The organism is Microbacterium sp. OR16, from assembly GCF_047306725.1.
Lineage (GTDB): Bacteria > Actinomycetota > Actinomycetes > Actinomycetales > Microbacteriaceae > Microbacterium.
Genome location: NZ_JAZEXK010000001.1, coordinates 1,924,370 through 1,944,721, shown reverse-complemented (window position 1 = coordinate 1,944,721; position 20,352 = coordinate 1,924,370). Strand labels below are relative to the sequence as shown.

Annotated in this window: 24 protein-coding genes; 19 read left to right on the top strand and 5 right to left on the bottom strand. The window is 69.6% G+C overall.

Annotated features, from left to right (window positions below):
* The first annotated feature begins 35 nt into the window (after nucleotides 1-35).
* The 5 genes from V2S05_RS09490 to V2S05_RS09470 are packed head-to-tail and all read left to right on the top strand — an operon-like array spanning nucleotide 36 to nucleotide 4,925.
* Entirely contained in the window at nucleotides 36-452 is a 417-nt protein-coding gene (locus V2S05_RS09490; RefSeq protein WP_413634907.1) for a Fur family transcriptional regulator, read from the top strand.
* Nucleotides 449-1,483: a permease gene (locus tag V2S05_RS09485; protein ID WP_413634906.1), complete on the top strand. Its 1,035-nt coding sequence runs from the start codon at nucleotides 449-451 to the stop codon at nucleotides 1,481-1,483. The genes V2S05_RS09490 and V2S05_RS09485 overlap by 4 nt, the downstream gene beginning before the upstream one ends.
* On the top strand, nucleotides 1,476-2,330 hold the full coding sequence (locus V2S05_RS09480) for a TIGR03943 family putative permease subunit (protein WP_413634905.1): 855 nt from the start codon (nucleotides 1,476-1,478) through the stop codon (nucleotides 2,328-2,330). Before V2S05_RS09485 ends, V2S05_RS09480 begins: the two co-directional genes overlap by 8 nt.
* Nucleotides 2,320-4,257 (top strand): hypothetical protein, encoded by a 1,938-nt coding sequence (locus tag V2S05_RS09475; RefSeq protein ID WP_413634904.1) that lies wholly within the window; start codon nucleotides 2,320-2,322, stop codon nucleotides 4,255-4,257. The genes V2S05_RS09480 and V2S05_RS09475 overlap by 11 nt, the downstream gene beginning before the upstream one ends.
* Nucleotides 4,254-4,925 carry a DNA-3-methyladenine glycosylase gene (locus V2S05_RS09470; RefSeq protein ID WP_413634903.1) on the top strand — a complete coding sequence of 224 codons (672 nt, stop codon included), beginning with the start codon at nucleotides 4,254-4,256 and terminating at the stop codon, nucleotides 4,923-4,925. Before V2S05_RS09475 ends, V2S05_RS09470 begins: the two co-directional genes overlap by 4 nt.
* Before the next feature lie 63 nt (nucleotides 4,926-4,988).
* Here V2S05_RS09470 and V2S05_RS09465 read toward each other — a convergent pair whose 3' ends face one another.
* Both V2S05_RS09465 and V2S05_RS09460 read right to left on the bottom strand, forming a co-directional pair.
* Nucleotides 4,989-5,963, bottom strand: coding sequence for a LacI family DNA-binding transcriptional regulator (locus tag V2S05_RS09465; protein WP_413634902.1), 975 nt, complete (start codon nucleotides 5,961-5,963; stop codon nucleotides 4,989-4,991).
* Between the two features lie 16 nt (nucleotides 5,964-5,979).
* Entirely contained in the window at nucleotides 5,980-7,188 is a 1,209-nt protein-coding gene (locus V2S05_RS09460; protein WP_413634901.1) for a Gfo/Idh/MocA family protein, read from the bottom strand.
* Here V2S05_RS09460 and V2S05_RS09455 point away from each other — a divergent pair.
* From V2S05_RS09455 to V2S05_RS09430, 6 genes are all read left to right on the top strand, one after another.
* On the top strand, nucleotides 7,175-7,291 hold the full coding sequence (locus V2S05_RS09455) for a hypothetical protein (protein ID WP_413634900.1): 117 nt from the start codon (nucleotides 7,175-7,177) through the stop codon (nucleotides 7,289-7,291). The two genes, V2S05_RS09460 and V2S05_RS09455, sit on opposite strands and share 14 nt — an antisense overlap.
* Before the next feature lie 258 nt (nucleotides 7,292-7,549).
* A complete protein-coding gene (rpmB, locus tag V2S05_RS09450) occupies nucleotides 7,550-7,786 on the top strand; it encodes a 50S ribosomal protein L28 (protein ID WP_413634899.1) in 237 nt (78 codons plus the stop codon).
* Nucleotides 7,786-7,956 carry a 50S ribosomal protein L33 gene (gene rpmG, locus V2S05_RS09445; RefSeq protein WP_045250846.1) on the top strand — a complete coding sequence of 57 codons (171 nt, stop codon included), beginning with the start codon at nucleotides 7,786-7,788 and terminating at the stop codon, nucleotides 7,954-7,956. Before rpmB ends, rpmG begins: the two co-directional genes overlap by 1 nt.
* 2 nt (nucleotides 7,957-7,958) lie before the next feature.
* Nucleotides 7,959-8,264, top strand: a complete 306-nt coding sequence (rpsN, locus tag V2S05_RS09440) for a 30S ribosomal protein S14 (RefSeq protein WP_099195867.1) — start codon at nucleotides 7,959-7,961, stop codon at nucleotides 8,262-8,264.
* A 302-nt stretch (nucleotides 8,265-8,566) separates the two neighbouring features.
* A complete protein-coding gene (locus V2S05_RS09435) occupies nucleotides 8,567-8,854 on the top strand; it encodes an HU family DNA-binding protein (RefSeq protein WP_071645077.1) in 288 nt (95 codons plus the stop codon).
* Nucleotides 8,855-8,925: 71 nt separating this feature from the next.
* Nucleotides 8,926-10,923 carry a cytochrome c oxidase assembly protein gene (locus V2S05_RS09430; RefSeq protein ID WP_413634898.1) on the top strand — a complete coding sequence of 666 codons (1,998 nt, stop codon included), beginning with the start codon at nucleotides 8,926-8,928 and terminating at the stop codon, nucleotides 10,921-10,923.
* A 4-nt stretch (nucleotides 10,924-10,927) separates the two neighbouring features.
* Here the strand turns inward: V2S05_RS09430 and V2S05_RS09425 are convergent, their stop codons facing one another.
* A complete protein-coding gene (locus V2S05_RS09425) occupies nucleotides 10,928-12,028 on the bottom strand; it encodes a hypothetical protein (protein ID WP_413634897.1) in 1,101 nt (366 codons plus the stop codon).
* 69 nt (nucleotides 12,029-12,097) lie between these two features.
* Between V2S05_RS09425 and V2S05_RS09420 the strand changes: the two genes are divergently transcribed.
* The 6 genes from V2S05_RS09420 to V2S05_RS09395 all read left to right on the top strand — a co-directional run bounded on the left by V2S05_RS09420 (nucleotide 12,098) and on the right by V2S05_RS09395 (nucleotide 18,615).
* Nucleotides 12,098-13,516 (top strand): ATP-dependent DNA helicase, encoded by a 1,419-nt coding sequence (locus tag V2S05_RS09420; protein ID WP_271639138.1) that lies wholly within the window; start codon nucleotides 12,098-12,100, stop codon nucleotides 13,514-13,516.
* Nucleotides 13,517-13,575: 59 nt separating this feature from the next.
* A complete protein-coding gene (locus V2S05_RS09415; protein WP_413634896.1) occupies nucleotides 13,576-14,862 on the top strand; it encodes a serine hydrolase domain-containing protein in 1,287 nt (428 codons plus the stop codon).
* A 122-nt stretch (nucleotides 14,863-14,984) separates the two neighbouring features.
* Entirely contained in the window at nucleotides 14,985-15,572 is a 588-nt protein-coding gene (locus V2S05_RS09410; protein ID WP_413634895.1) for a hypothetical protein, read from the top strand.
* A gap of 87 nt (nucleotides 15,573-15,659) precedes the next feature.
* Nucleotides 15,660-16,238, top strand: a complete 579-nt coding sequence (locus V2S05_RS09405; protein WP_413634894.1) for a copper resistance protein CopC — start codon at nucleotides 15,660-15,662, stop codon at nucleotides 16,236-16,238.
* A 99-nt stretch (nucleotides 16,239-16,337) separates the two neighbouring features.
* Nucleotides 16,338-17,354, top strand: coding sequence for a magnesium/cobalt transporter CorA (gene corA, locus V2S05_RS09400; RefSeq protein ID WP_413634893.1), 1,017 nt, complete (start codon nucleotides 16,338-16,340; stop codon nucleotides 17,352-17,354).
* Nucleotides 17,355-17,418: 64 nt separating this feature from the next.
* Nucleotides 17,419-18,615, top strand: a complete 1,197-nt coding sequence (locus tag V2S05_RS09395; protein WP_413634892.1) for a MalY/PatB family protein — start codon at nucleotides 17,419-17,421, stop codon at nucleotides 18,613-18,615.
* A gap of 15 nt (nucleotides 18,616-18,630) precedes the next feature.
* Here V2S05_RS09395 and V2S05_RS09390 read toward each other — a convergent pair whose 3' ends face one another.
* Nucleotides 18,631-19,098 carry a MarR family winged helix-turn-helix transcriptional regulator gene (locus V2S05_RS09390; RefSeq protein WP_413634891.1) on the bottom strand — a complete coding sequence of 156 codons (468 nt, stop codon included), beginning with the start codon at nucleotides 19,096-19,098 and terminating at the stop codon, nucleotides 18,631-18,633.
* A 119-nt stretch (nucleotides 19,099-19,217) separates the two neighbouring features.
* Here V2S05_RS09390 and V2S05_RS09385 point away from each other — a divergent pair, with 119 nt between their 5' ends.
* Together V2S05_RS09385 and V2S05_RS09380 are read left to right on the top strand one after the other, a co-directional pair.
* Nucleotides 19,218-19,577, top strand: a complete 360-nt coding sequence (locus tag V2S05_RS09385) for a hypothetical protein (RefSeq protein ID WP_413634890.1) — start codon at nucleotides 19,218-19,220, stop codon at nucleotides 19,575-19,577.
* Nucleotides 19,574-19,984 (top strand): hypothetical protein, encoded by a 411-nt coding sequence (locus V2S05_RS09380; RefSeq protein WP_413634889.1) that lies wholly within the window; start codon nucleotides 19,574-19,576, stop codon nucleotides 19,982-19,984. Before V2S05_RS09385 ends, V2S05_RS09380 begins: the two co-directional genes overlap by 4 nt.
* Before the next feature lie 9 nt (nucleotides 19,985-19,993).
* Here V2S05_RS09380 and V2S05_RS09375 read toward each other — a convergent pair whose 3' ends face one another.
* Nucleotides 19,994-20,335 (bottom strand): protein-L-isoaspartate carboxylmethyltransferase, encoded by a 342-nt coding sequence (locus V2S05_RS09375; protein ID WP_413634888.1) that lies wholly within the window; start codon nucleotides 20,333-20,335, stop codon nucleotides 19,994-19,996.
* Nucleotides 20,336-20,352 lie beyond the last annotated feature (17 nt).

The window sequence follows — 20,352 nt, the reverse complement described above, 5'->3', positions numbered from 1 at the left end:
ACCGTCCGCACAGGCTCCCGGCCTAGACTCGAGGCATGGCTCAGCGGAACACCTGGCAGCGCGAACGCGTGCGCGATGCGCTCGCCGACGCGCGCGGCTTCGTGAGCGCGCAGTCGCTGCACGCCGAGCTGCGCCAGGCGAACACCGGAATCGGTCTCGCCACGGTATACCGCGCGCTGGCCGGCCTCGCCGCCTCGGGTGAGGCGGACTCGCTGCAGAGCCCCGAGGGTGAGGCGCTGTACCGGGCCTGCTCGACCGAGGGCCACCACCACCACCTCATCTGCCGATCGTGCGGTCTGACGGTCGAGATCGAGGCGAAGGATGTCGAGCAGTGGGCTCAGCGCACGGCATCCCTGCACGGGTTCCGCGACGCCGAGCACGTCGTCGACATCTTCGGTCTCTGCGCCAGCTGCGCCAACAGGCAGGATGCCGCCTCCGAGGCGGCGCAGTGACATCCACGGCCCCGCCAAAGGTGCCGCACGCGCACCGGCAGCCGCCTTCCCGGGTGCCGACGGGCAGGGCCGTCGTGATCGGAGCGGGTGTCGTCGCCGTGCTGGTGCTCATCGACCTGTTCGCACCCGCGCTCTTCCCCGAGACGCTGCCCGCCCGTGCTCAGGACGGCCTGACCCTCGCGCTCAGCGTGCTGATCGAGGCGCTGCCCTGGGTGATCCTCGGCGTCGTGCTGTCGATCGTCGTGCAGGTCTGGCTGCCGTCAGACGCCGTGCAGCGCTGGCTGCCGCGCAACCCGTGGGCGCGGCGGGGCGTACTGTCGCTGCTGGGCATGTTCATCCCGGTCTGCGAGTGCGGCAACGTGCCCTTCGCCCGAGGGCTGATGATGCGCGGCCTCGCGCCGGCCGAGGCGATGACCTTCCTCATCGCCGCTCCGATCGTGAACCCCATCGTGATCCTCACCACCCACGCCGCGTTCGGCTGGGACGGCGGGATCCTCGTCGCGCGTCTGCTCGGCGGCTTCGTCATCGCGAACCTCATCGGGTGGATCTTCAGCCTGCGCCGCGATCAGCAGGCGCTGCTCACCGAGCGATTCGTCGACACCTGCGCGCACGTGGCGCACGAACCGGGCAGTCCCGCACGCCGCAGCCTCGTGCAGTTCCTCATCGAGCTGCGTGCCGTGATGCCGGCTCTCGTCATCGGCTCCGCTCTCGCCGGGGCCGTGCAGGTGCTCGTGCCGCGAGACGTGCTGCTGGCGATCGGGTCGAATCCCGTGCTGTCGATCCTCGCCATGGTCGCGCTCGCGATGACCGTCGCGATCTGCTCGAACGTCGACGCCTTCTTCGCCCTGTCGTTCGCCTCGACCTTCTCGTCGGGTGCGATCATCGCGTTCCTCATCGTCGGACCGCTGGTCGATGTGAAGATGCTCGCGCTGCTGCGCACCACCTTCACCGCCCGCGTACTGACCGCCGTCGTCGGCGTGGTCGTGCTGTCGGCCTGCGTGATCGGGATCGGGGTGAACGTCTTTGGCTGAGAGCGCGAACGCCCGACGCGACCTCTGGCGCGCCGTGGCGACCCGCTGGCTCGGGGTGGGCCTCGCCGTAGTCATCTCGGTGGTCACGCTGATGCTGGCACTGACCGGCCGCCTCACCCTGTACATCAGCCCCGAGACGGTCTGGTTCGCTGCGGCGGCTGCCGTGGTCACGCTCGTCTTCGCCGTCTGGTCATGCACCCTCCCGCCCGGCGCGGAGGGCGAGCACGACCACGCGCATACCGCGCCGGATGCCCGCGCGCACACTGCGTCGGATGCCGACGCGCACACTGCGCCGGATGCCGACGCGCACACTGCGCCGGATGCCCGGGGGGATCGTCGACGCCGGATGCAGACCGTCGCCGCCGTGAGCGGCGGGGTGATCGCCTCTGCTGTCGTGCTCGCAGGGCTCGTGCTGCCGCCGGCATCGCTCTCGGCGCAGCTCGCGCTGTCGCGTGCCGGGGAGTCGCCCACGCTGTTCGCCGGCGCCGACGACGTCGCGCTCGGCGTCGCCGACACCACGAGCTTCGGGGTCGGCGACTGGTCGATCGCGTTCGCCAACTCCACCCGGCCCGAGAAGTACGACGGTGCGGCGGTCACCCTCACCGGATTCGTCACCCCCGCCGAGGACGGCGACGTGAACCTCACCCGCATGGTGATCTCGCACTGCGTGATCGATGCGCAGCCGGCATCCGTCCTCGTGAGCGGCGGCGGGCTCGACGGCGACTACGAGACCGGACAGTGGGTCGAGGTCACCGGCACCGTCCGCGCCGGAGCCGACGGCGAGCTGAGCATCGAGTCGGCGACGGTGAAGCGGATCGACGAGCCGAAGGACCCGTATGAGTACTGACGGCCCGAAAGACGGCGGCACCGGCGAGCAGCCGCTCACCCGCGCGCAGCTGCGCGCTCTGCGCGCTGCGGAAACCCGCGACGAACACGCGGCGTCGCCCGGGGCATCCGCCGCGGCGCCGGATCCCGCGGTGCTCCCCACGCCGCAGCCCGGCCACGCCCCCGACGCCGCCGCCCCCGACCCCAACGCACCCGCCGCCTCCCCACCCGCCGCCGCCTCTGCACCCGACCCCAACGCACCCGACGCCGCCCCACCCGCCGCCGCAGCCTCCTCCGCATCCGATCCCGGCGCACCCGCCGCCGACGCCCCACCCGCCGCCGCCCCCGCACCCGATCCCGGCGCACCCGCCGCCGACGCCCCACCCGCCGCCGCAGCCTCCTCCGCATCCGATGTCCCTCAGGCACCCGGCGCCCCTCCCACCGTTGACGAAACGGGGGCCGACACTCCAGATGTCGGACCGATTGCGGGGAACCGTCCGACATCTGGCGTGTCGGCCCCCGAAGTGCAACCGCAACCGCACCCGCACCCGCAACCGCAACCGCACCAGGGCCCGGCACGCCGCGACCGCCGGTTCACACTCACGCTGCTGTCCGTCCTCGGTGTCCTGACGCTGGTCGCCGGCGTGCTCGCGGTGGTCAGTCTCGTGCAGGGCCCGCGCCTCAGTCAGGTGCAGGTCGACCCGGCGCAGGCGATCGAGGCATCCGGCAGCCGGCTCATCCTCACCGCCAACCAGGGCCTCGACGAGATCGATCCCGCCCAGGTCACCGTCGAGCCCGTCGTACCGTTCACGGTCGATGCGGGCGGGCGCAGCGTCGGCATCCGGTTCACCGTCCCGCTGCACGACGACACGACCTACCGGGTCTCCGTCGCCGGGGTCACCGCCGCCGGCGGGGGCACCGCAGCCGACCTCGAGACGAGCTTCCGCACGCCTGCCTCGAGCATCATGCTGCTGCAGCGCTCGACCGACGGCGTCGACAAGATCTTCCTCTCCGACCTGAGCGGCGAGAAGGCGGCGCCGGTCTTCGAGCATCCGCGCATCAGCGACTACCGCGCCACGACCGATGTGCTGGTCGTCGCCGTCGAGGAGGATGACGGGTCGCGGCTGCTCGTGATGAACCGCGACGGCTCCGACCAGCGCGAGCTCGAGCTGCCGGGCGAGGGGTACGTCTCATCGGTGCAGGTCTCCGACCGCGCCGGCCTGGTCGGCTACAGCTACTCCGACCGCGATCTCACCGAGACGACCGGTCGCGCCAGTGTGCTCGTGACCCAGTCGCTGAGCGGCGGGGACGAGCCGCGCATCGTGCGGATCGACGACAAGGAGGCGAACGTCGCCGAATGGCGCTTCGTGCCCGATTCGTCAGCGCTGCTGTTCATCGACTTCGACGGATCGCTGACCGTCGAGGACCCGACGGGTGACGCAGGCGCGCAGCCCATGGGCACTGCGGCGAGCATTCTCGGCGTGAACCGAGGCACCTACACGGCGCTCATCGAGCGCTCCGACGGCAGCTTCGTCGTGCTCGACCTCACCGACGGCACCGAGCAGCCGCTGCCCGCCTCCGATCCCTATTACGGCGACGCGGTGGGCATCGAGGCGTTCCCCGGCGGAACCCTGCGTCACGTGGTGCAGCGCGACGAGCTCGGCATGCCGACCGGCCAGGCGGTCGTGCGGGTCGATGACCAGGGCGCCGCGACCATGATCGCCGAGGTGAGCGGCGAGGACTCGATCCTGCAGACCTGCGTCTCGCCCAGCGGCCAGTACGCCGCCGTCACGATCGCCCCCGACCTCGCCACCAACGAGTACGACGACCTGCTGCTGCCGCTTCCTGTGACCCTGCACACCAGCCTGATCGATCTTGTCGGCGATCGCGAGCTGCCGACCCTGAGTGGCTTCGACATCTCCTGGTGCCGCACAGCCCCGCTGCCATGACGATCGACCGTCGAGATCTGCTCGGACTGCCGGTCGAGGTCGCTCCGCGCCTGCTCGGAGCCCAGCTGCGCACGGTCGTCGACGGCGTCGAGACAGCTCTGCGCATCACCGAGGTCGAGGCGTACCACGGACGCGGCACCGGAGACGTGCCCGACCCCGGCTCGCACGCGCGCATGGGGCCGACCGCACGCAACGCCACGATGTGGGGCCGGCCGGGGCACCTCTACGTGTATCTGAGCCACGGCATCCACTCGTGCATCAACGTCGTCTGCGGGCCGGAGGGAACGGCGGGGGGAGTGCTGCTTCGCGCCGGCGAGGTGGTCGACGGAGCGGATGCCGCGGCGCACCGTCGCGGGGTCTCGCCGCCGCTCTCGCGCATCGCGCTGCGCGACCTCGCGCGCGGACCGGGGCGGCTCGGGCAGGCGCTCGGCCTGCGGCACGCGCTGCACGACGGGATCGACTTCGTCACGGGCGAGGAGCAGAACGGAGCGATCGCGCAGCTGAGCTGGGGTGAGCCGGTGGGGGATGTCTCGGCCGGGCCACGCGTGGGTGTCGCCGGTCTCGCCGGGACCATGGCGTTCCCCTGGCGGTTCTGGATCACCGGCGACCCGACCGTGTCGCCGTTCCGCTGGGGGCGCGGCGCTCGGGAAGCCGCCGAGCAGGGCTGAACGCCGGGTCGTCACGCGAGCGCGGCGGTCACGGCTGACGTCTGCGCAGGATGGCGGGTCTGGTCAGGCGGCGGTGCACCCGCACGACTCGCGCACCCGCAGCTCGGTGGTGAACTCGTGGTGGCGGCGCTGGTCTCCCGGCTTGAGCAGAATGTTCACCGCCGCATGCGCCATCTCCTCCAGCGGCTGCACCGCGGTCGTGAGGCGCGGCCACACGAAGTCGGCGGCGACCGTGCCGTCGAACGACGCGATGGCGATGTCGTGCGGCACTCGCACGCCGTGCTGGCCGAAGGCGGCGAGCATGCCGATCGCGATCTGGTCGGATGCCGCGAGCACCGCCCGTGGCCGGTGAGGGGCCCTGATCAGCTGAATCGCCGCGTCGTAGCCGCCCTGGTGGGTGAACGGCACGTGCACGAGTGGCCCGAGCGGCAGGCCGGCGGCGCTCAGCGCATCGCGCCAGCCTCGTTCGCGCTCGTCGTATCGCGCAGCGCTTCCCACGAACGCGATGTCGCGGTAGCCGTGTCCGATGAGGTGCGCGGTCGCGGCGCGCGCGCCGACGGCGAAGTCGACGCCGACGCTGTGCAGGCCGTCCGTCTCGCCGAACTGGCCGATCACCACGGTGGTGATGCCGAGGGCTTCGACCAGCGACTGCTCGCGCGCGGTCAGCACGTCGGCGATGATCAGGCCGCCGATCTGGCGTGAGACGAGATCGCGGATCTGCTCCGAGGTCGGCACCTGCTCGCGGTCGGAGTTCACGATCAGGAGCGATCGCCCGTTGTCGGCGCTAGCCTGATCGAGGGCATGGCAGAGCTCGGCGAAGAACGGGCTGCGATTGTCGTGCACGAGCAGGCCGAACATGTCAGCCGAGCCCATCGACAGCGCTCGAGCGGCGGCATTGGGCCGATAGCCCAGCACCCGCACCGCATCGAGCACCCGTTCCCGGGTGAGGGGCGCCACGGCCTTCGGCCCGTCGTTGAGCACGTAGCTGACGACGGCCGTGCTGACGCCGGCATAACGGGCGACGTCGGCCCGGGTCACAGACCGCGGTCGGCGGTCAGCGTGCATTCGGCTGTCCCATATCGGGAATCATAAGCCGCTCGCCGCCCCGACGCGCGGACTCGTGCGCCATCACGCCCGGAAGCGTGAAGCGCGCCGCCTGCCACGCGTTCACCGGAGGCAGCGTCTGATGGGTCACCGCGCGCACGAAGTCGTCGACGAGGAAGTGGTGGCTGCCCTCGTGACCGTTGGGCAGCTTCTGCAGCTCAGCGGGGATGCGGGCGCGCTCCTGCTCGTGGATGGCCGCGTACCCCGAGACGAAGGCGTCGCGCAGCGCCGGCGCGATGCCCGACAGCGCGGGGTCGTCGATGGATGCCGAGGCGTCGGTGTCGATGAGATGCGAGATGTCTTCGATGCCCTGGCGGGTCTGCCACACCGTCGTGCGGGCGAGCTGCTCGAACGACCCCTCGGTGCCGAACCAGCGGAAGCGCGATTCGCGCAGATGCGTGGGGTAGCCTACGCGGCGGAACTCGTTGATCCGCATCGAGCCGCCGCCTGCGACCTCGAACAGGGCGGTGGCGTTGGAGAAGTCGTTGTCGAACTGACTTACCTCGCGCTCGAAGACCCCGTCACCGCGCCGGTCGGTCACCCCGATCGCCGAGACCGCGACGGCGTGGGTGGGCCACGCGCCCAGCACGCCCCCGATCGAATGCGTCGGGTACAGCAGAGGCGGATAGCTCGCCGTGCTCTTCCAGCCCTCGCCGCCGGAGTACTGGTACGCCTCGTAGAAGCCCAGATCCATGTCGTGGATGTAGTCGCCCTCGCCGTAGAAGAGCTGCCCGAATTCGCCGGAGGCGAGCTTCTGCCTGGCGTAGACCGTGGCCGGGTTGTAGAAGCTCGTCTCGCCCATCATGTAGGTGAGGCCCGTCTCGCGGACGGCATCGATGATCGCGCCGATCTCGTCGACGGTGATAGCCATGGGCACGGCCGAGTAGACGTGCTTGCCGGCGCGCAGCGCCTGGACGACGAGCGGTCCGTGCATCCACCGCTGCGTGAAGATCGCGATCGAGTCGATCGCGGGCGACGCGATCATGTCCTCGAAGGTCTCGAAGGTGCCGGCGAGGCCGGCGGATGCCACCAGCTCGCTCGCACGGGCCGGCACGACGTCTGTGACGTGGACGGCCGAGATCCCGGGATGGTGGTGGAAGAGGGTGGCGAACTGACCTGCGAACTGGCCCGCGCCGACGAGCCCCATGCTGAACGCCATGTGCCGCAGTCTTCCATCCGTCGTCAACGGGTGTCAACAAAGGGAAGGGGCCTCGGAACCGTGCCCCTCAGAACGGTTCCGAGACCCCTCGGTTCCCCAGTGATCTACGCGGGTAGAGTACCACGATACGAGAGTCTGCGCACTACCTCACTTCGGAGATCGCGGCGCGGAACGGCTCGGCGCCTCGGCCGTGCTAGACTGACTCCTTGTCTGTGCACACTCCTGTGCGCAGTTCGTATCCCGTTTCCCTCTTCTCGGTCTCGAGCCCTGTCATGGGGCCGGAGCCGTGCCTGCGGGTGGGATGCAGACAAGGGATCTTGGGTGAGGCCGTCCGGCCTCACGGTAATGAAGGAGTCACAACATGGCAGCAGTGTGCCAGGTGACCGGTGCTGTTCCCGGCTTCGGTCACAACATCTCGCACTCGCACCGCCGGACGAAGCGTCGCTTCGACCCGAACGTGCAGAAGAAGACCTACTACGTGCCGTCGCTCGGTCGTAAGGTCACCCTGAACGTGTCCGCCAAGGGCATCAAGGTGATCGACGCTCGCGGTATCGAGAAGGTCGTCGCGGGCCTCAAGGCGAAGGGTGTGAAGCTCTAATGGCCAAGAAGGCTCAGGACATCCGTCCGATCATCAAGCTGCGCTCGACGGCGGGCACCGGTTACACCTACGTGACCAAGAAGAACCGCCGCAACACCCCGGACCGCCTCGTGCTGAAGAAGTACGACCCGGTCGTTCGCAAGCACGTCGAATTCCGCGAGGAGCGTTAATCATGGCGAAGAAGAGCAAGATCGCTCGCAACGAGCAGCGCAAGGTCATCGTCGAGCGCTACGCCGAGCGTCGCGCCGAGCTGAAGAAGACCCTGGTCGACCCGAACGCCACCGACGAGGCCCGCGAGGCCGCACGCGTCGGCCTGCAGAAGCTGCCGCGCAACGCGTCGCCGATCCGCGTCCGCTCGCGCGACGCCATCGACGGCCGCCCCCGTGGCGTGCTCACGAAGTTCGGCATCTCGCGTGTCCGCTTCCGTGACATGGCTCACCGCGGCGAGCTGCCCGGCATCACCAAGTCGAGCTGGTAAGCATCCCCTGAGCTCGTCGAAGGGTTGTGAGGGGCGAGGATCTTCGGATCCTCGCCCCTTTCGCATCCCCGCCCCGCGCGCATCACGTGCATTTCGAGTCCGCCCGAGACGCCGCCGCAGGGCCGGATCTGTGACTGAAGTGACCAAAGTGACCGAAATCGCCGGGAAATCGCGCCAAAACCCGCGAAATGACGCGGAATGCCGTGCGCTGGTTGGTACATTCGAGGCGGTCGAACGACCGACGGGGGTCTCTCCCTCGAAATCAACACGATGCGACGGACCTTCGTCGCTGGAGGAGTGACATGGCTGACAAGTCCATCACCAAGACCGAGCTCGTCGCGAGCATCGCTTCCGCCACCGGCGAGAGCCAGGCCACCGTCTCGCGCGTGCTCGACTCGCTGTTCACCACCGTCTCGGACGCCGTTGCCAAGGGCAGCAAGGTCTCGATCCCGGGCTGGATCGCGTTCGAGCAGGTCGACACCGCCGCTCGCACCGGCCGCAACCCGCAGACCGGCGCCGAGATCAAGATCCCGGCCGGCAAGCGCGTCAAGGTCACCGCTGGCTCCAAGCTGAAGGCAGCCGTCAAGTAAGACCGCTCGCCGTACGTGAAGGCCGTCCCTCCGGGGGCGGCCTTCCGTCGTATCGGCCGTAGGCTGGAAGGGTGAACCCGTACCGTCTCGCTGGCCTGGCGATCCTCGTCGTCAGCGGGGCCGCCGGCCTCATCGCCGCCCTGCTCGTCGGCGGCGGCGCGGTGCCCCCCAAGCTGCTCGATCCGGGGCCCATCGTCATGTGGGGCCTGCCGGCCGTGAAGCTCGTCGCCAACCTCGGCGCCGCAGCGATGCTGGGCTCACTCGTGCTCGCGCTGTTCGGCCTGCGCGCGGGCACCCGCCCGTTCGAGCTCGCGATCGACACGGCATCCGTGGGAGCTGCCGTCTTCACGATCGGGTCGGGGATCACCGCCTTCCTCACGTTCATGGCGGCCTTCAACCCGAAGCTCACCGCCGATCGCGGCTTCGGTGAGCAGTTCGGCCGCTATCTGCTCGAGCTGCCCCTCGGGCAGGCCTGGCTGATCACCACGCTGATGGGCGCCGTGATCACCCTGCTGCTGTTCGGATGGCGCAGCTGGACCGGCACGATGCTCACGGCGGTGCTCGCCGCCGCATCGTTCCTGCCCATGGCCACGCAGGGTCACTCGGGTGACGTCGCCGGTCACACCGTCGCCGTGAACGCGATCCTGCTGCACACGATCGGCGCGGCGGTGTGGGTGGGCGGTCTGCTGCTGCTCGTGATCCTCCGGCAGGTCGACAGTGCCCCTCAGTCGAAGACGCCGAAGACGGATGCCCGGATCGACCTCCCCGTGCTCGTCGCGCGCTACTCGTCTCTCGCGCTCGCGGCGTTCGCTGTCGTGGCGTTCTCGGGCGTCGCGCGCACGGTCGTCGCGCTGGGGGAGTGGAGCGAGCTGCTCTCGCCGTACGGCCTGATCGTCATCGCCAAGGCGGTCGCCCTCGTCGGCCTCGGCCTGTTCGGCGCCTGGTACCGCCGCCGGCTCATCCCGAATCTCGCCGGCACGCGCCAGAAGCGCGCATTCTGGTCGCTGATCCTCGGCGAGCTCGCGCTGATGGGCATCGCCTCAGGTGCCGCCGCCGCCCTCGCCCGCACGCCTCCGCCGCTCGGCGAGCAGGCCCCGGCAGTGCAGACGCCGGCGCAGCGGCTCACCCGGGAGCCGCTGCCGCCCGAGCTGACCCTCGATCGCTGGTTCACCTCGTTCGACCTCGACGTGCTGTGGATCGCCGCCGTCGGCTTCGGAGTCTTCCTCTACATCGTCGGGATCGTCCGGCTGCGCCGCCGGGGGGATGCCTGGCCGGTGCACCGCACGATCTTCTGGATGCTCGGCCTGGCGCTGCTGCTGTGGGTGACGAGCGGTCCGATCAACGCGTACCAGGACTACCTGTTCAGCGTGCACATGGCGGGGCACATGCTGCTCAGCATGGCGATCCCGGTGCTGCTCGTCGCTGGCGCCCCGATCACACTGGCGCTGCGCAGCATCCACAAGCGCGACGACGGCACCCGCGGCGGTCGGGAGTGGATCCTCTGGGCGGTGCATTCGCCGTACTCGCGGTTCATCACGCATCCCTTCGTCGCCGCCGGGATCTTCGCCGTGTCGCTGTGGGCGTTCTACTTCACCGACCTCGTGCGCTGGGCGATGTACGACCACCTCGGTCACGAGTGGATGATCATCCACTTCCTCATCTCGGGCTACCTCTTCGCGATGACCCTGATCGGTGTGGATCCGATCCCGTACCGGCTGCCGTACGCGGGCCGGCTCATCACCCTGATCGCGGTGATGGCGACGCACGCGTTCTTCGGCATGGCGATCATGATGCAGTCGGGACTGTTCGTCGCCGAGTGGTTCGGAGCGATGGGTCGCACCTGGGGGCCGACGCCGATGGAGGATCAGTACATCGGCGGTGGCATCGCGTGGTCGGTCGGTGAGATCCCCACGCTGATCCTGGCGGTGACGGTCGCGATCCAGTGGTCGAGATCTGATGTCAGGCTGCAGCGTCGCCGTGACCGGCACGCCGACCGCACCGGGGACGCCGAGCTGGAGGAGTACAACGCGCGGCTCGCGCGCATGGCCGAGCGCGACAGCGTGCGCTGAGCGATCAGTCCTCGAGCGTCGGCTGACCGCCGTTCGGCGACCCGACCCGGATCGACACCGATCCGTCGGGCAGCACCGTCGCGGTGCCGTTGACCTGGAAGGGAACATCCTGCGACACCTTGCGCACGGTGCCGTCGAACAGCGACTGGATCTTCACCTCGATGTGCGCCATCGCGTCGGTGGGCGGCAGAGCCCAGGCGCCGCCGTCGGGCACGAGGCTGACCACGGGCTGCGTGGTGATCGACCACTTCGGCACGGTGTCCGGCGCCAGCCGGTTGTGCAGCTGCAGACCGAACGGGCACCGGGTGGGCTGCAGCACCTCCTGCGTGGCGCATTCGGTGAGGAACTGCTCGACCTGCTGCTGCACCACCTCGACGAACTTCTCGGTCGGCTGAGCCTGGACGTCGATGGGCGTGCGGGCCAGCGCCTTGTCGGCGAGCACGCTCACACCCGGCGTAGACGAGATCGCCGTGTCGACGGTCACCGAGTACCTGCCCGGCGTGAACACGAGCAGGTGGAGCGGGTCGAGGGGAGCGGCCTCGGCGCCGTCCACCGAGACCTGCCGCCGGTCGATCGCGAAGCCGTTGACGGCGAAGACATCGGCTCCGCGCACGGTGAGCTCGATCTCGGCCAGCGGGCTGGTGGTGAATCGCCAGTTCGGGGTGACGCCGACCCAGCCGTCCTGCGCGACGGTGAAAGCCGAGGTGCCGCTGACCCCGCCGGCACGGTAGTCGACGACGATCTCGTGCACGCCGTCCTTCGAGCCCTTCTCGGTGACCGTCACGTCGGTGAGCGGGGCGAGAGCCGCTCGGCGCAGCAGAGCCTCGGAGGCGGATGGGTCGATGTCGGCCTCCTGCAGCACAGCGAGGTCGAGCGAGACGCCGGGCACCCGCAGCGCCTCGACGGCGCGCCCGCTCGAGAGCAGATCCATGTACCGCTGCACGAAGGCGGAGGGGCTGTAGAACGACTGGTACAGCGACATGCCGCCGGCCGCGATCGCGGCGAACAGCAGCACGCCGATGACGGCGAGCAGGGTGAGATCGGATCGCAGGCGGGAACGCGCGCGCGGGCGCGCTCGCCCCGGTGACACCCGCCCCTGCATCATGGCGCAAGTCTAGGCAGTCGGCCCTGGGACGATGCCGTACGAAGCCGTGGTGCACTTAACATAGGGGGCGTGTCCGTCGCCCTCTCCGAAGAACAGCACGCGCTGTTCCGACTCATCGAGGACACCGACGAGCACGTCTTCGTGACGGGCCGCGCGGGCACGGGCAAGTCGACGCTGCTGCAGCACTTCGCGTGGAACACCAAGAAGCAGATCGCGATCTGCGCGCCGACCGGAGTCGCGGCACTGAATGTCGAGGGGCAGACGATCCACTCGCTGTTCCGCCTGCCGATCGGACTCATCGCCGAGAGCGAGATCGAGCAGTCCGACGCGACCCGGCGCCTGCTCAATGCCATCGAGACACTCGTCATCGATGAAATCTCGATGGTCAATGCCGACCTGATGGATGCCATCGACCGGTCTCTGCGGCAGGCGCGCGGCAAGCGCGGCATCCCGTTCGGAGGAGTGCAGATCGTCATGTTCGGCGATCCCTACCAGCTCGCGCCGGTGCCGCCCCGCGGCGACGAGCTGCGCTACATCCAGGATCACTACCGCTCGTTCTGGTTCTTCGACGCGAAGGTGTGGACCGGCGGACGGGACGACGGCGGCGGCATGCTCGACATCGGCACCTATGGCGCGAAGCTGCACGTGCACGAGCTGGTGCACATCCACCGTCAGTCCGACGACGGCTTCAAGGCGATGCTGAACGCCGTGCGCTACGGACGCGTCACCGCCGACATCGCCGGCGTGCTCAACGAGAAGGGCGCGCGAACCCCGCCCGAGCCCGAGCCGGGCGAAGTGCCCATCATCACGCTCGCGACGCGCAACGACATCGTGAACAGCATCAACCGGCGTCATCTCGCGGCGCTCCCCGGCCGCGAGCAGACCGCGCACGCCGAGGTCTCGGGCGACTTCGGGCGCGGCGAGGCGAACTATCCCGCTGACGCCGAGCTGAAGCTGAAGGTGGGCGCACAGGTGATGTTCCTGCGCAACGACGTCTCGATGCAGGGCGAGCCGCCACGGTGGGTGAACGGGTCGATCGGCACGGTGACGCGCATCCTCGGCGGCACCGTGCGGGTCGAGGTGGACGGCGACGAATTCGATGTCGAGCCGGCGGTGTGGGAGAGATTCCGCTACGCCTACAACCCGGGCACCAAGACCCTGACCCGCGAGGTCGCCGCGGAGTTCACGCAGTTCCCGCTGCGCCTGGCCTGGGCGGTCACCATCCACAAGTCCCAGGGCAAGACGTATGACCGCGCGGTCGTCGATCTCGGTTCGGGCGCCTTCGCGCCGGGGCAGACGTACGTCGCACTCTCCCGACTCACCTCGCTCGAGGGGCTCTACCTCTCGCGGCCGCTGCGGCCGAGCGACATCCGCGTCGACGAGGACGTGCGCCGGTTCATGCGCGAATCGTGGGAGGCCCGTCAGGCCGAGAGAGCCGGAAGCGCCGAGACGAACCCGAAGACCGAAAAGGGCATCCGGATGCCGTGACGGGCGGCCTTTCAGTCTCGTCGCCCTAGACTCGGAGAGTCCATCCCCGGGAGTGTCCTATGCATCTTCGTTCGTCGCGCCGCGTGCGCGCTGCCGTGGGCGGCGCGCTCGCCCTGGCCCTCGCACTGACCGGCTGCACCGGGTCGGATTCCGAGTTCAGCTACACGCCCCCCGCGCAGGTCGACGCGACACTGCCCGAAGACATGACCGGACAGCTGCAGGCCGCCGTCGAGCAGGCGATCGCCGCGAGCGGTTCGTCTGGCGCGATCGTCGGAGTCTGGGTGCCATGGAGCGGCCAGTGGGTCGCCGGCCTGGGCACGCAGGGCCCGGAGGGCGCCGAGGTGACCGCCGACATGTCGTTCCGAGTCGCCGACGTGACGCGGCTGATGACCTGCGACGTGCTCTACGGCATGGCCGACGCCGGCGAGGTCGAGCTCGACGCCCCGGTGCCCAAGTACGTCTCGGGTGTCGCCGACCTCGCCGACATCACGCTGCTCGACCTCTGTAACGGCACCAGCGGCGTCGGATCGTCCGAAGCCGTGGTGAAGCCCTACTGGCTGAACACCCCGGGTCGGGAATGGGCGCCCATGCAGCTGGCGAGCTTCGGGCTGGGCACCGGACGCACTCCGGCGCACACCGAGTACCGCGAGTCCGATGCCGGATACCTCATGCTGGGCATGGCTCTGGAGCGCATCTCCGGACGCAGCGCGGCAGAGCTGATCGCGAAGTACGTCACCACGCCCCTCGATCTCGCCTCCACCTCGCTTCCGTCGCGCGAGTCGGCCGAGCCCACCCCCTCGCCCGCGCTCAAGGGCACCTTCCTGCCCGCAGCCGAAGGCGGCGGCTACGACTGCGCCGCGCCCGTCGACATCACCAAGAGCTCGTCGAGCATCGGCTTCACCGACTCGGGCGTGGTGTCGACCATCACCGATCTCGGACGCTACGCACAGGCCGAGGCACGTCAGGCGCTGCGGCCGAAGAACGCAGAACCGGCGCGCTTCGGCGCTCCCCTTCCGGTCAGCGCCGATGCGCCCACCTGGTACCAGGCGACGGGCGGCGGCTACCTCGTGGGGTCGATGGTCGGACAGCACGGCTGGGTGCCCGGCTACGCGACGGCGGCGTACTCCGACCCGGCCACGGGGTTCACCGTGGCGGTCACACTCAACGGCTCGTCCGCCGGCGGATCGATGGCGGCGTACCTCGCCTGGCAGCTCGCGGCGATCGCCTCGAAGGCCCCCGCGGCCGAGGGGCAGACCGCGCCGGAGTTCGGGCTGCCCTTCACGGCTGAGCAGTACGCGCAGAGCATCGCGGATGCTGCGATCTGCGCGCCGCCCGCCGCGGAGTGAGCCGCGCCACCGTCCGAGGCGACCTGCTCGCCAGCGCCGGTGCGGTGTGGGCAGGGCGGCAGCGCCGGCCCCGCGGCATCATCGACGCCGACGTGCCACCCATTCCGTGAAAGGATCGACGGGTGCGCACGTCTGGTAGATCTCGGCTCCTCCGCGGCTTCGCGGGCGCGTCGATCTCGACCTTCGTCGCCCTCGTCTCCCACGTCTGGGTCGGCGGTCAGATGCCGGGGATGCTCGGCATCGGCGTACCGTGGCTGCTGTCGTTCATGGTGTGCACGCTGCTGAGCGGCATCCGGCTGTCGGCCATCCGGCTGACGTTCTCGGTGGTGGTGTCTCAGGCGCTGTTCCACGCCCTGTTCGTGCTCGGGGCGATCGCACCGCGCGGGGGCATCGCGCCGCACGTGCACGGTCCGCTGATGCTCCCCGCCGGGAGCAGCGCGGTCGTTCACGAAGACGCCGGCATGTGGCTCGCACACGGCATCGCCGCTCTGATCACCGTGGTCGCCCTGCACCGCGGTGAACGCCTGCTCCAGGCGCTCGCGGCGGTTGCCTCCTCCGTCACGCGGTGGCTGACGCGCATCGTCGCCGCCGCGCCGTTGCCTCCCGGCGCCCCGGCCCGGCCACGCTGGGCAGTGCTCTCGGCCCCGCGTCGCACCGAGCCGCGCCTGTCGACCCTTCGCCGTCGCGGCCCGCCTCTTCCCGTCATCTGATCCAGTGCGGCCCCCCCAGGGCCGCGTGGGCGCGGCGCGCCCGTCCCGATGACTCGCCGCTTCGCGGCATCCAGAAAGAGGTCTCCCATGTTCCGCATCCGCACCACCATCGCAGCCGTCGCCGTGGCGACGGTCGCCGCACTCGCCGTCGCCGCGCCGGCGTCGGCTCACGACACCATCGTCTCGAGCACACCGGCAGCCGACTCGCAGCTGACCGCCGCGCCGGCCGAGGTCGTCCTCACCTTCTCGAACACGCTGCTGTCGCTCGACGAGAACAGCGGCACCGCCATGACCGTCATCGACGAATCCGGTGAGGACTGGGTCGCAGGGCCCCCCGTGGTCGCCGCCGACACCGTCACGGTTCCGCTGGCCGAGGGGATGCCGGGCGGCGCCTACACGGTGACCTGGCAGGTCGTCTCCAGCGACGGGCACCCGACGTCGGGGGAGTACGGGTTCTCGCTCACCCTCCCCGAGGCATCCGCCGAGCCGAGCGCGACCCCGAGCGAGACGGCCGCGGCAGAGCCGACCGACCCGCCCTCCGACGCGGCGCAGCCGGCGCAGCAGTCCGATGACTCGATGCCGTGGCCGCTGCTGATCGGACTCGGCGTGGTTCTGCTCGCCGCCATCGTCACGGCCATCGTGATCGCGGTGCGGCGCAAGCGCTGACACCGACTGCCGGACCGGGCCCCGTCGTGCATCGGCGGGGCCCGCTCGCGGTGATACGTTCGGCGACAGCGCCCGACCGGGGCATACAGGAGGCATGGCATGGCGATCGTCGACAACGGCATCTACGTCGGCGGCACGCGCACGGCGAATCCCGACAGCATCGACGAGACGTTCGAGCTGATGCGCGAGCGCGGCGGGATGGGCTGGATCGGCCTCTACCGACCGGACGCCGACGAGCTGCAGGTCGTCGCCGCTGAATTCCGACTGCACGAGCTCGCGGTCGAAGACGCCCTCCGCGGCCACCAGCGGCCCAAGCTCGAGCACTACGAGGACCACCTCTTCGTCGTGCTCCGTCCCGCCAGATACCTCGACGCCGAGGAGGAGGTGGAGTTCGGCGAGGTGCACGTGTTCGTCGGACGCGACTTCGTCGTCACCGTCCGGCACGCCGAGGAGCCCGACCTGGGGCATGTGCGTCGGCGCCTGGAGAACGACCCCGAGCTGCTCGCGCATGGGCCTGAGGCGGTGCTGTACGCGATCCTCGACGAGGTCGTCGACAGGTACGCGCCGGTTCTCGTCGGGCTCGAGAACGACATCGACGAGATCGAGAATCAGCTGTTCGTCGATGACGTCGACGCCACGCAGCGCATCTACGAGCTCTCCCGTGAGGTGCTCGAGTTCCAGCGCGCGGCGCAGCCGCTGACGGACATCGTCGGCGGCCTGCTGCGCGAGGGTGAGAGGCGGGGAGCGGATGCCGAGCTGCAGCGTCGCCTCCGAGACGTGCACGACCACGCGATCAGGGTCGCCGACCGGGCGGCCACGTTCCGGGCGGTGCTCGAGAACGCGCTCACCGTCGAGTCGACGATCGTGGCGCGCAGGCAGAACGAGGAGATGCGGCGGATGACCGAGGAGAGCATCCGCCAGGGCGACCAGATGAAGCGGATCTCGGCCTGGGCGGCGATCCTGTTCGCGCCGACGCTGATCGGCTCGATCTACGGCATGAACTTCCGCGACATGCCCGAACTGGACTGGCCGTACGGCTACCCGCTGTCCATCGCGGCGATGGCGGCACTCGGCGGCGCCCTCTATCTCGCCTTCAAGCGCAAGGGCTGGCTGTAGCGTCGTGTGACGTCGCGCGGCGACGGCTGCCCACGGTGTCGCGGGAGCACAGCAGAATGGATGCATGAGCCTCGCCGATCCCGCCGCCATGCACCCGTACGACGCGATCACCGAGGCCGATCTGCGGCAGGCGGGAAGCGTGAAGTGGACCCGCTTCCCCGACACCATCGGCACGTTCATCGCCGAGATGGACTTCGGCGTGGCCCCGGCGATCTCGGACGCCGTCGTCGATGCGCTGCAGGCCGGGTTCACCGGGTACCTGCCCGTGCCCACCGCCCGCGCGCTGCAGCAGGCGGTCGCCGACTGGTACGCCGACCGGTACGGCTGGGCGGTGCCGAGCGACGACGTGCGGCTGGTCGCCGACGTGATCGCGGCATACGAGTTCGCGATCACCACGTACACCGAGCCGGGAGCCGCGGTCATCGTGCCGACGCCGGCGTACATGCCGTTCCTCGATGTGCCGCTGCGGCACGGACGCCGCGTGATCGAGGTGCCCAGCCTCGAGGTCGACGGGCGCTGGACGATGGATCTCGAGGCGGTCGCGTCCGCGTTCGCCGACGGTGGTGAGCTGCTCGTGCTCTGCAACCCGCACAACCCGCTGGGGACGGTGGCGACCAGGGAAGAGCTGCTCGCGATCGCTCAGACGGTGGCGGATGCCGGCGGCAGGGTGTTCTCCGACGAGATCCACGCTCCGCTGGTCTACGAGCCGGCTCGGCACATCCCGTACGCGTCGGTGTCGGATGCCGCGGCCGCGCACACGCTCACGGCGACTTCGGCGTCGAAGGCGTGGAACCTCGCCGGGTTCAAATGCGCGCAGCTGATCCTGTCGAACGACGAGACCCGCCAGGCGTGGGATGCCGACGGCGGCTGGGCCGGTCACGGCACGGCGACGATCGGAGTGATCGCGCAGCTCGCCGCCTACACCGGCGGTGCGCAGTGGCTGGCCGAGGTGACCGAGTACCTCGACGGCAGTCGCCGACTGCTCGCTGACCTGGTGGCCGAGCACCTTCCCGATGTGCGAGTCACGGTGCCCGAGGGCACGTACATCGCCCTGCTCGACTTCCGCGGCACCCGGCTCTCGGCCGAACTCGGCGCGGATGCCGACCTCGGCACGTGGTTCCGAGAGAACGCCGCGGTGTCGATGACAGATGGTGCGCTGTGCGGTCAGGCCGCGATCGGCTGCACGCGATTCGTGTTCGCCACCCCGCGCCCGATCATCCGCGAGGCCGTGCTGCGCATCGCCGAGGCGCTGAAGGCCTGACGCGGCTTATTGCTCTCAGCCGCCGACGGTGCGGCTCGCCTGGTCGACTGCGCTGGTGAGTCGGCGAAGGAAGCGGACGACGGCTGCCTGCTCGTCTTCGGTGAGGTCGGCCGCGATCTCCTGAGTGGCCTGCTGGAAGGCGACCACCGGCGCACCGACAGTCTGCTCTGCGAACGGCGTCGCGGTGATCACGAGGCTTCGTCGATCTGAGGGGTGCCGCACGCGCTCGATGGCGCCCGCCCGTTCGAGACGGTCGAGCAGCGCGGTCATCGACGCGGATGTCACGCCGAGGTGCTTCGACAGCGCGGTGGGGGTGACGGTGTGATTGTTGCCCGCGGCGGTCAGGAGGAACTGGATGATGCGGATCTCGTTGTCGGACATCGACGACGCCTGACGGGCACGCGCGTGCATCGCACTGTCGGCCTCTTGGTACTGCCGAAGGGCATCGATGATCTCCGTCGCGGCATCGATCTGAACGCTCATAGCCACCTCCTGAACTCGAGTATAACAAACCATGAAGCGTGGCAGATATGTAGTTTGACAAACTAGTTTTGACCTGAGTAAGTTTTCCTACATCGGATCCCCTGACCTGAGGAGTTGAAATGGGCACGCTGCACTACGGAGCCACCGGCGAAGCAATCGAGATGCCGGATCGCATCCTCGCTCACCTGAAGGTTCTCGTCTCGACCAAGCTGCGGCGCAACGAGAGCTTCTCGCTCTCGTGGGACCGCCTCACCGACGGCAGCGTCGAGCGGTCCAGCATCTGGCTGCACTGCTCCATCCCGCTGCAGTTCAAGATGGATGCCGAGGCCGCCAAGCAGCTGGATCGCAGCTACCTGCAGCAGCTCGCCGACCAGGCGAACTCGTCCGCAGGCGTCGTCATCGATCTCTGCGACCAGGTCGCCGAGCGCGAGATCTCCGAGCTCGACGTCCGCACCCCTGCACTGGCGCGTGTGGCATGACCATCGCAGATCACCCCGCCGGCCGCCTGTACAACCCGGTCGCCCCCGACGCTCCGCTCGCTTCCGCTCTGCCGCAGGCGCCGACCGCCACGATCGTGCCGCGATCGGTGACGTGGAGCAAGGTCGACACCGGTTTCTACGTCGCCTCGAAGGCCGGCGAGTACGTCGGATCCGTCGACACGACGCCGGACGGGCACTTCGTCGCGTTCGACGCGACGAGCGCCCCGATCGGCCGCTACGCCGAGCTCTCCGCAGCGAAGACGGCAGTGCTGTCGTGGAAGCCCGAGAATGCGCGCATGCGCGATCGTCGGGTCGGCCGCATCGTGCACCCCATCGCCGCATCGGCGGGCCTGGTGGCAGGCGTCACCGCCGCATTCGGCGCGCTGCTCACCGTCTTCCCGGCCTGATCGCCGCGGTCAGTGCGCGAGCACGACCGCGTCGGTCTTCTGCTGCAGGAACGTCCGCAGCTCGGTGAGCGCGGTGAGGTCTTCCGCGAGCTGGCGAAGCGCCACGTCGTCGAGATCGAGCGTCTCGTTGCGCTCCTCGAAGGTGACGATCCAGATCGGTGATCCCCGACGGATCTCGGGGTGCAGGAAGGTGATCGTGCTGGCCGTGCGCAGCGTGACGACCACTATCCCGGAATCGGGGCCCGCCTCGAAGTTCTTGTCGAGCACCGCGACGCCCAGCGAGTCAGCGCTGTGCGACTCGATGTACTCGTCGACCCAGCTCTCCACGGTGGTCCGATCGCGATATGGCATTGAGGCACCTGCATTCG

Excerpts from the sequence above, each read along its gene's own strand:
- V2S05_RS09490 (WP_413634907.1), top strand. The coding sequence starts at position 36 with ATGGCTCAGCGGAACACCTGGCAGCGCGAACGCGTGCGCGATGCGCTC.
- V2S05_RS09475 (WP_413634904.1), top strand. The coding sequence starts at position 2,320 with ATGAGTACTGACGGCCCGAAAGACGGCGGCACCGGCGAGCAGCCGCTC.
- V2S05_RS09470 (WP_413634903.1), top strand. The coding sequence starts at position 4,254 with ATGACGATCGACCGTCGAGATCTGCTCGGACTGCCGGTCGAGGTCGCT.
- V2S05_RS09455 (WP_413634900.1), top strand. The coding sequence starts at position 7,175 with ATGCTGAACGCCATGTGCCGCAGTCTTCCATCCGTCGTCAACGGGTGT.
- V2S05_RS09460 (WP_413634901.1), bottom strand. The coding sequence starts at position 7,188 with ATGGCGTTCAGCATGGGGCTCGTCGGCGCGGGCCAGTTCGCAGGTCAG.
- rpmB (WP_413634899.1), top strand. The coding sequence starts at position 7,550 with ATGGCAGCAGTGTGCCAGGTGACCGGTGCTGTTCCCGGCTTCGGTCAC.
- rpmG (WP_045250846.1), top strand. The coding sequence starts at position 7,786 with ATGGCCAAGAAGGCTCAGGACATCCGTCCGATCATCAAGCTGCGCTCG.
- rpsN (WP_099195867.1), top strand. The coding sequence starts at position 7,959 with ATGGCGAAGAAGAGCAAGATCGCTCGCAACGAGCAGCGCAAGGTCATC.
- V2S05_RS09435 (WP_071645077.1), top strand. The coding sequence starts at position 8,567 with ATGGCTGACAAGTCCATCACCAAGACCGAGCTCGTCGCGAGCATCGCT.
- V2S05_RS09425 (WP_413634897.1), bottom strand. The coding sequence starts at position 12,028 with ATGATGCAGGGGCGGGTGTCACCGGGGCGAGCGCGCCCGCGCGCGCGT.
- V2S05_RS09415 (WP_413634896.1), top strand. The coding sequence starts at position 13,576 with ATGCATCTTCGTTCGTCGCGCCGCGTGCGCGCTGCCGTGGGCGGCGCG.
- V2S05_RS09405 (WP_413634894.1), top strand. The coding sequence starts at position 15,660 with ATGTTCCGCATCCGCACCACCATCGCAGCCGTCGCCGTGGCGACGGTC.
- corA (WP_413634893.1), top strand. The coding sequence starts at position 16,338 with ATGGCGATCGTCGACAACGGCATCTACGTCGGCGGCACGCGCACGGCG.
- V2S05_RS09395 (WP_413634892.1), top strand. The coding sequence starts at position 17,419 with ATGAGCCTCGCCGATCCCGCCGCCATGCACCCGTACGACGCGATCACC.
- V2S05_RS09390 (WP_413634891.1), bottom strand. The coding sequence starts at position 19,098 with ATGAGCGTTCAGATCGATGCCGCGACGGAGATCATCGATGCCCTTCGG.
- V2S05_RS09385 (WP_413634890.1), top strand. The coding sequence starts at position 19,218 with ATGGGCACGCTGCACTACGGAGCCACCGGCGAAGCAATCGAGATGCCG.
- V2S05_RS09380 (WP_413634889.1), top strand. The coding sequence starts at position 19,574 with ATGACCATCGCAGATCACCCCGCCGGCCGCCTGTACAACCCGGTCGCC.
- V2S05_RS09375 (WP_413634888.1), bottom strand. The coding sequence starts at position 20,335 with ATGCCATATCGCGATCGGACCACCGTGGAGAGCTGGGTCGACGAGTAC.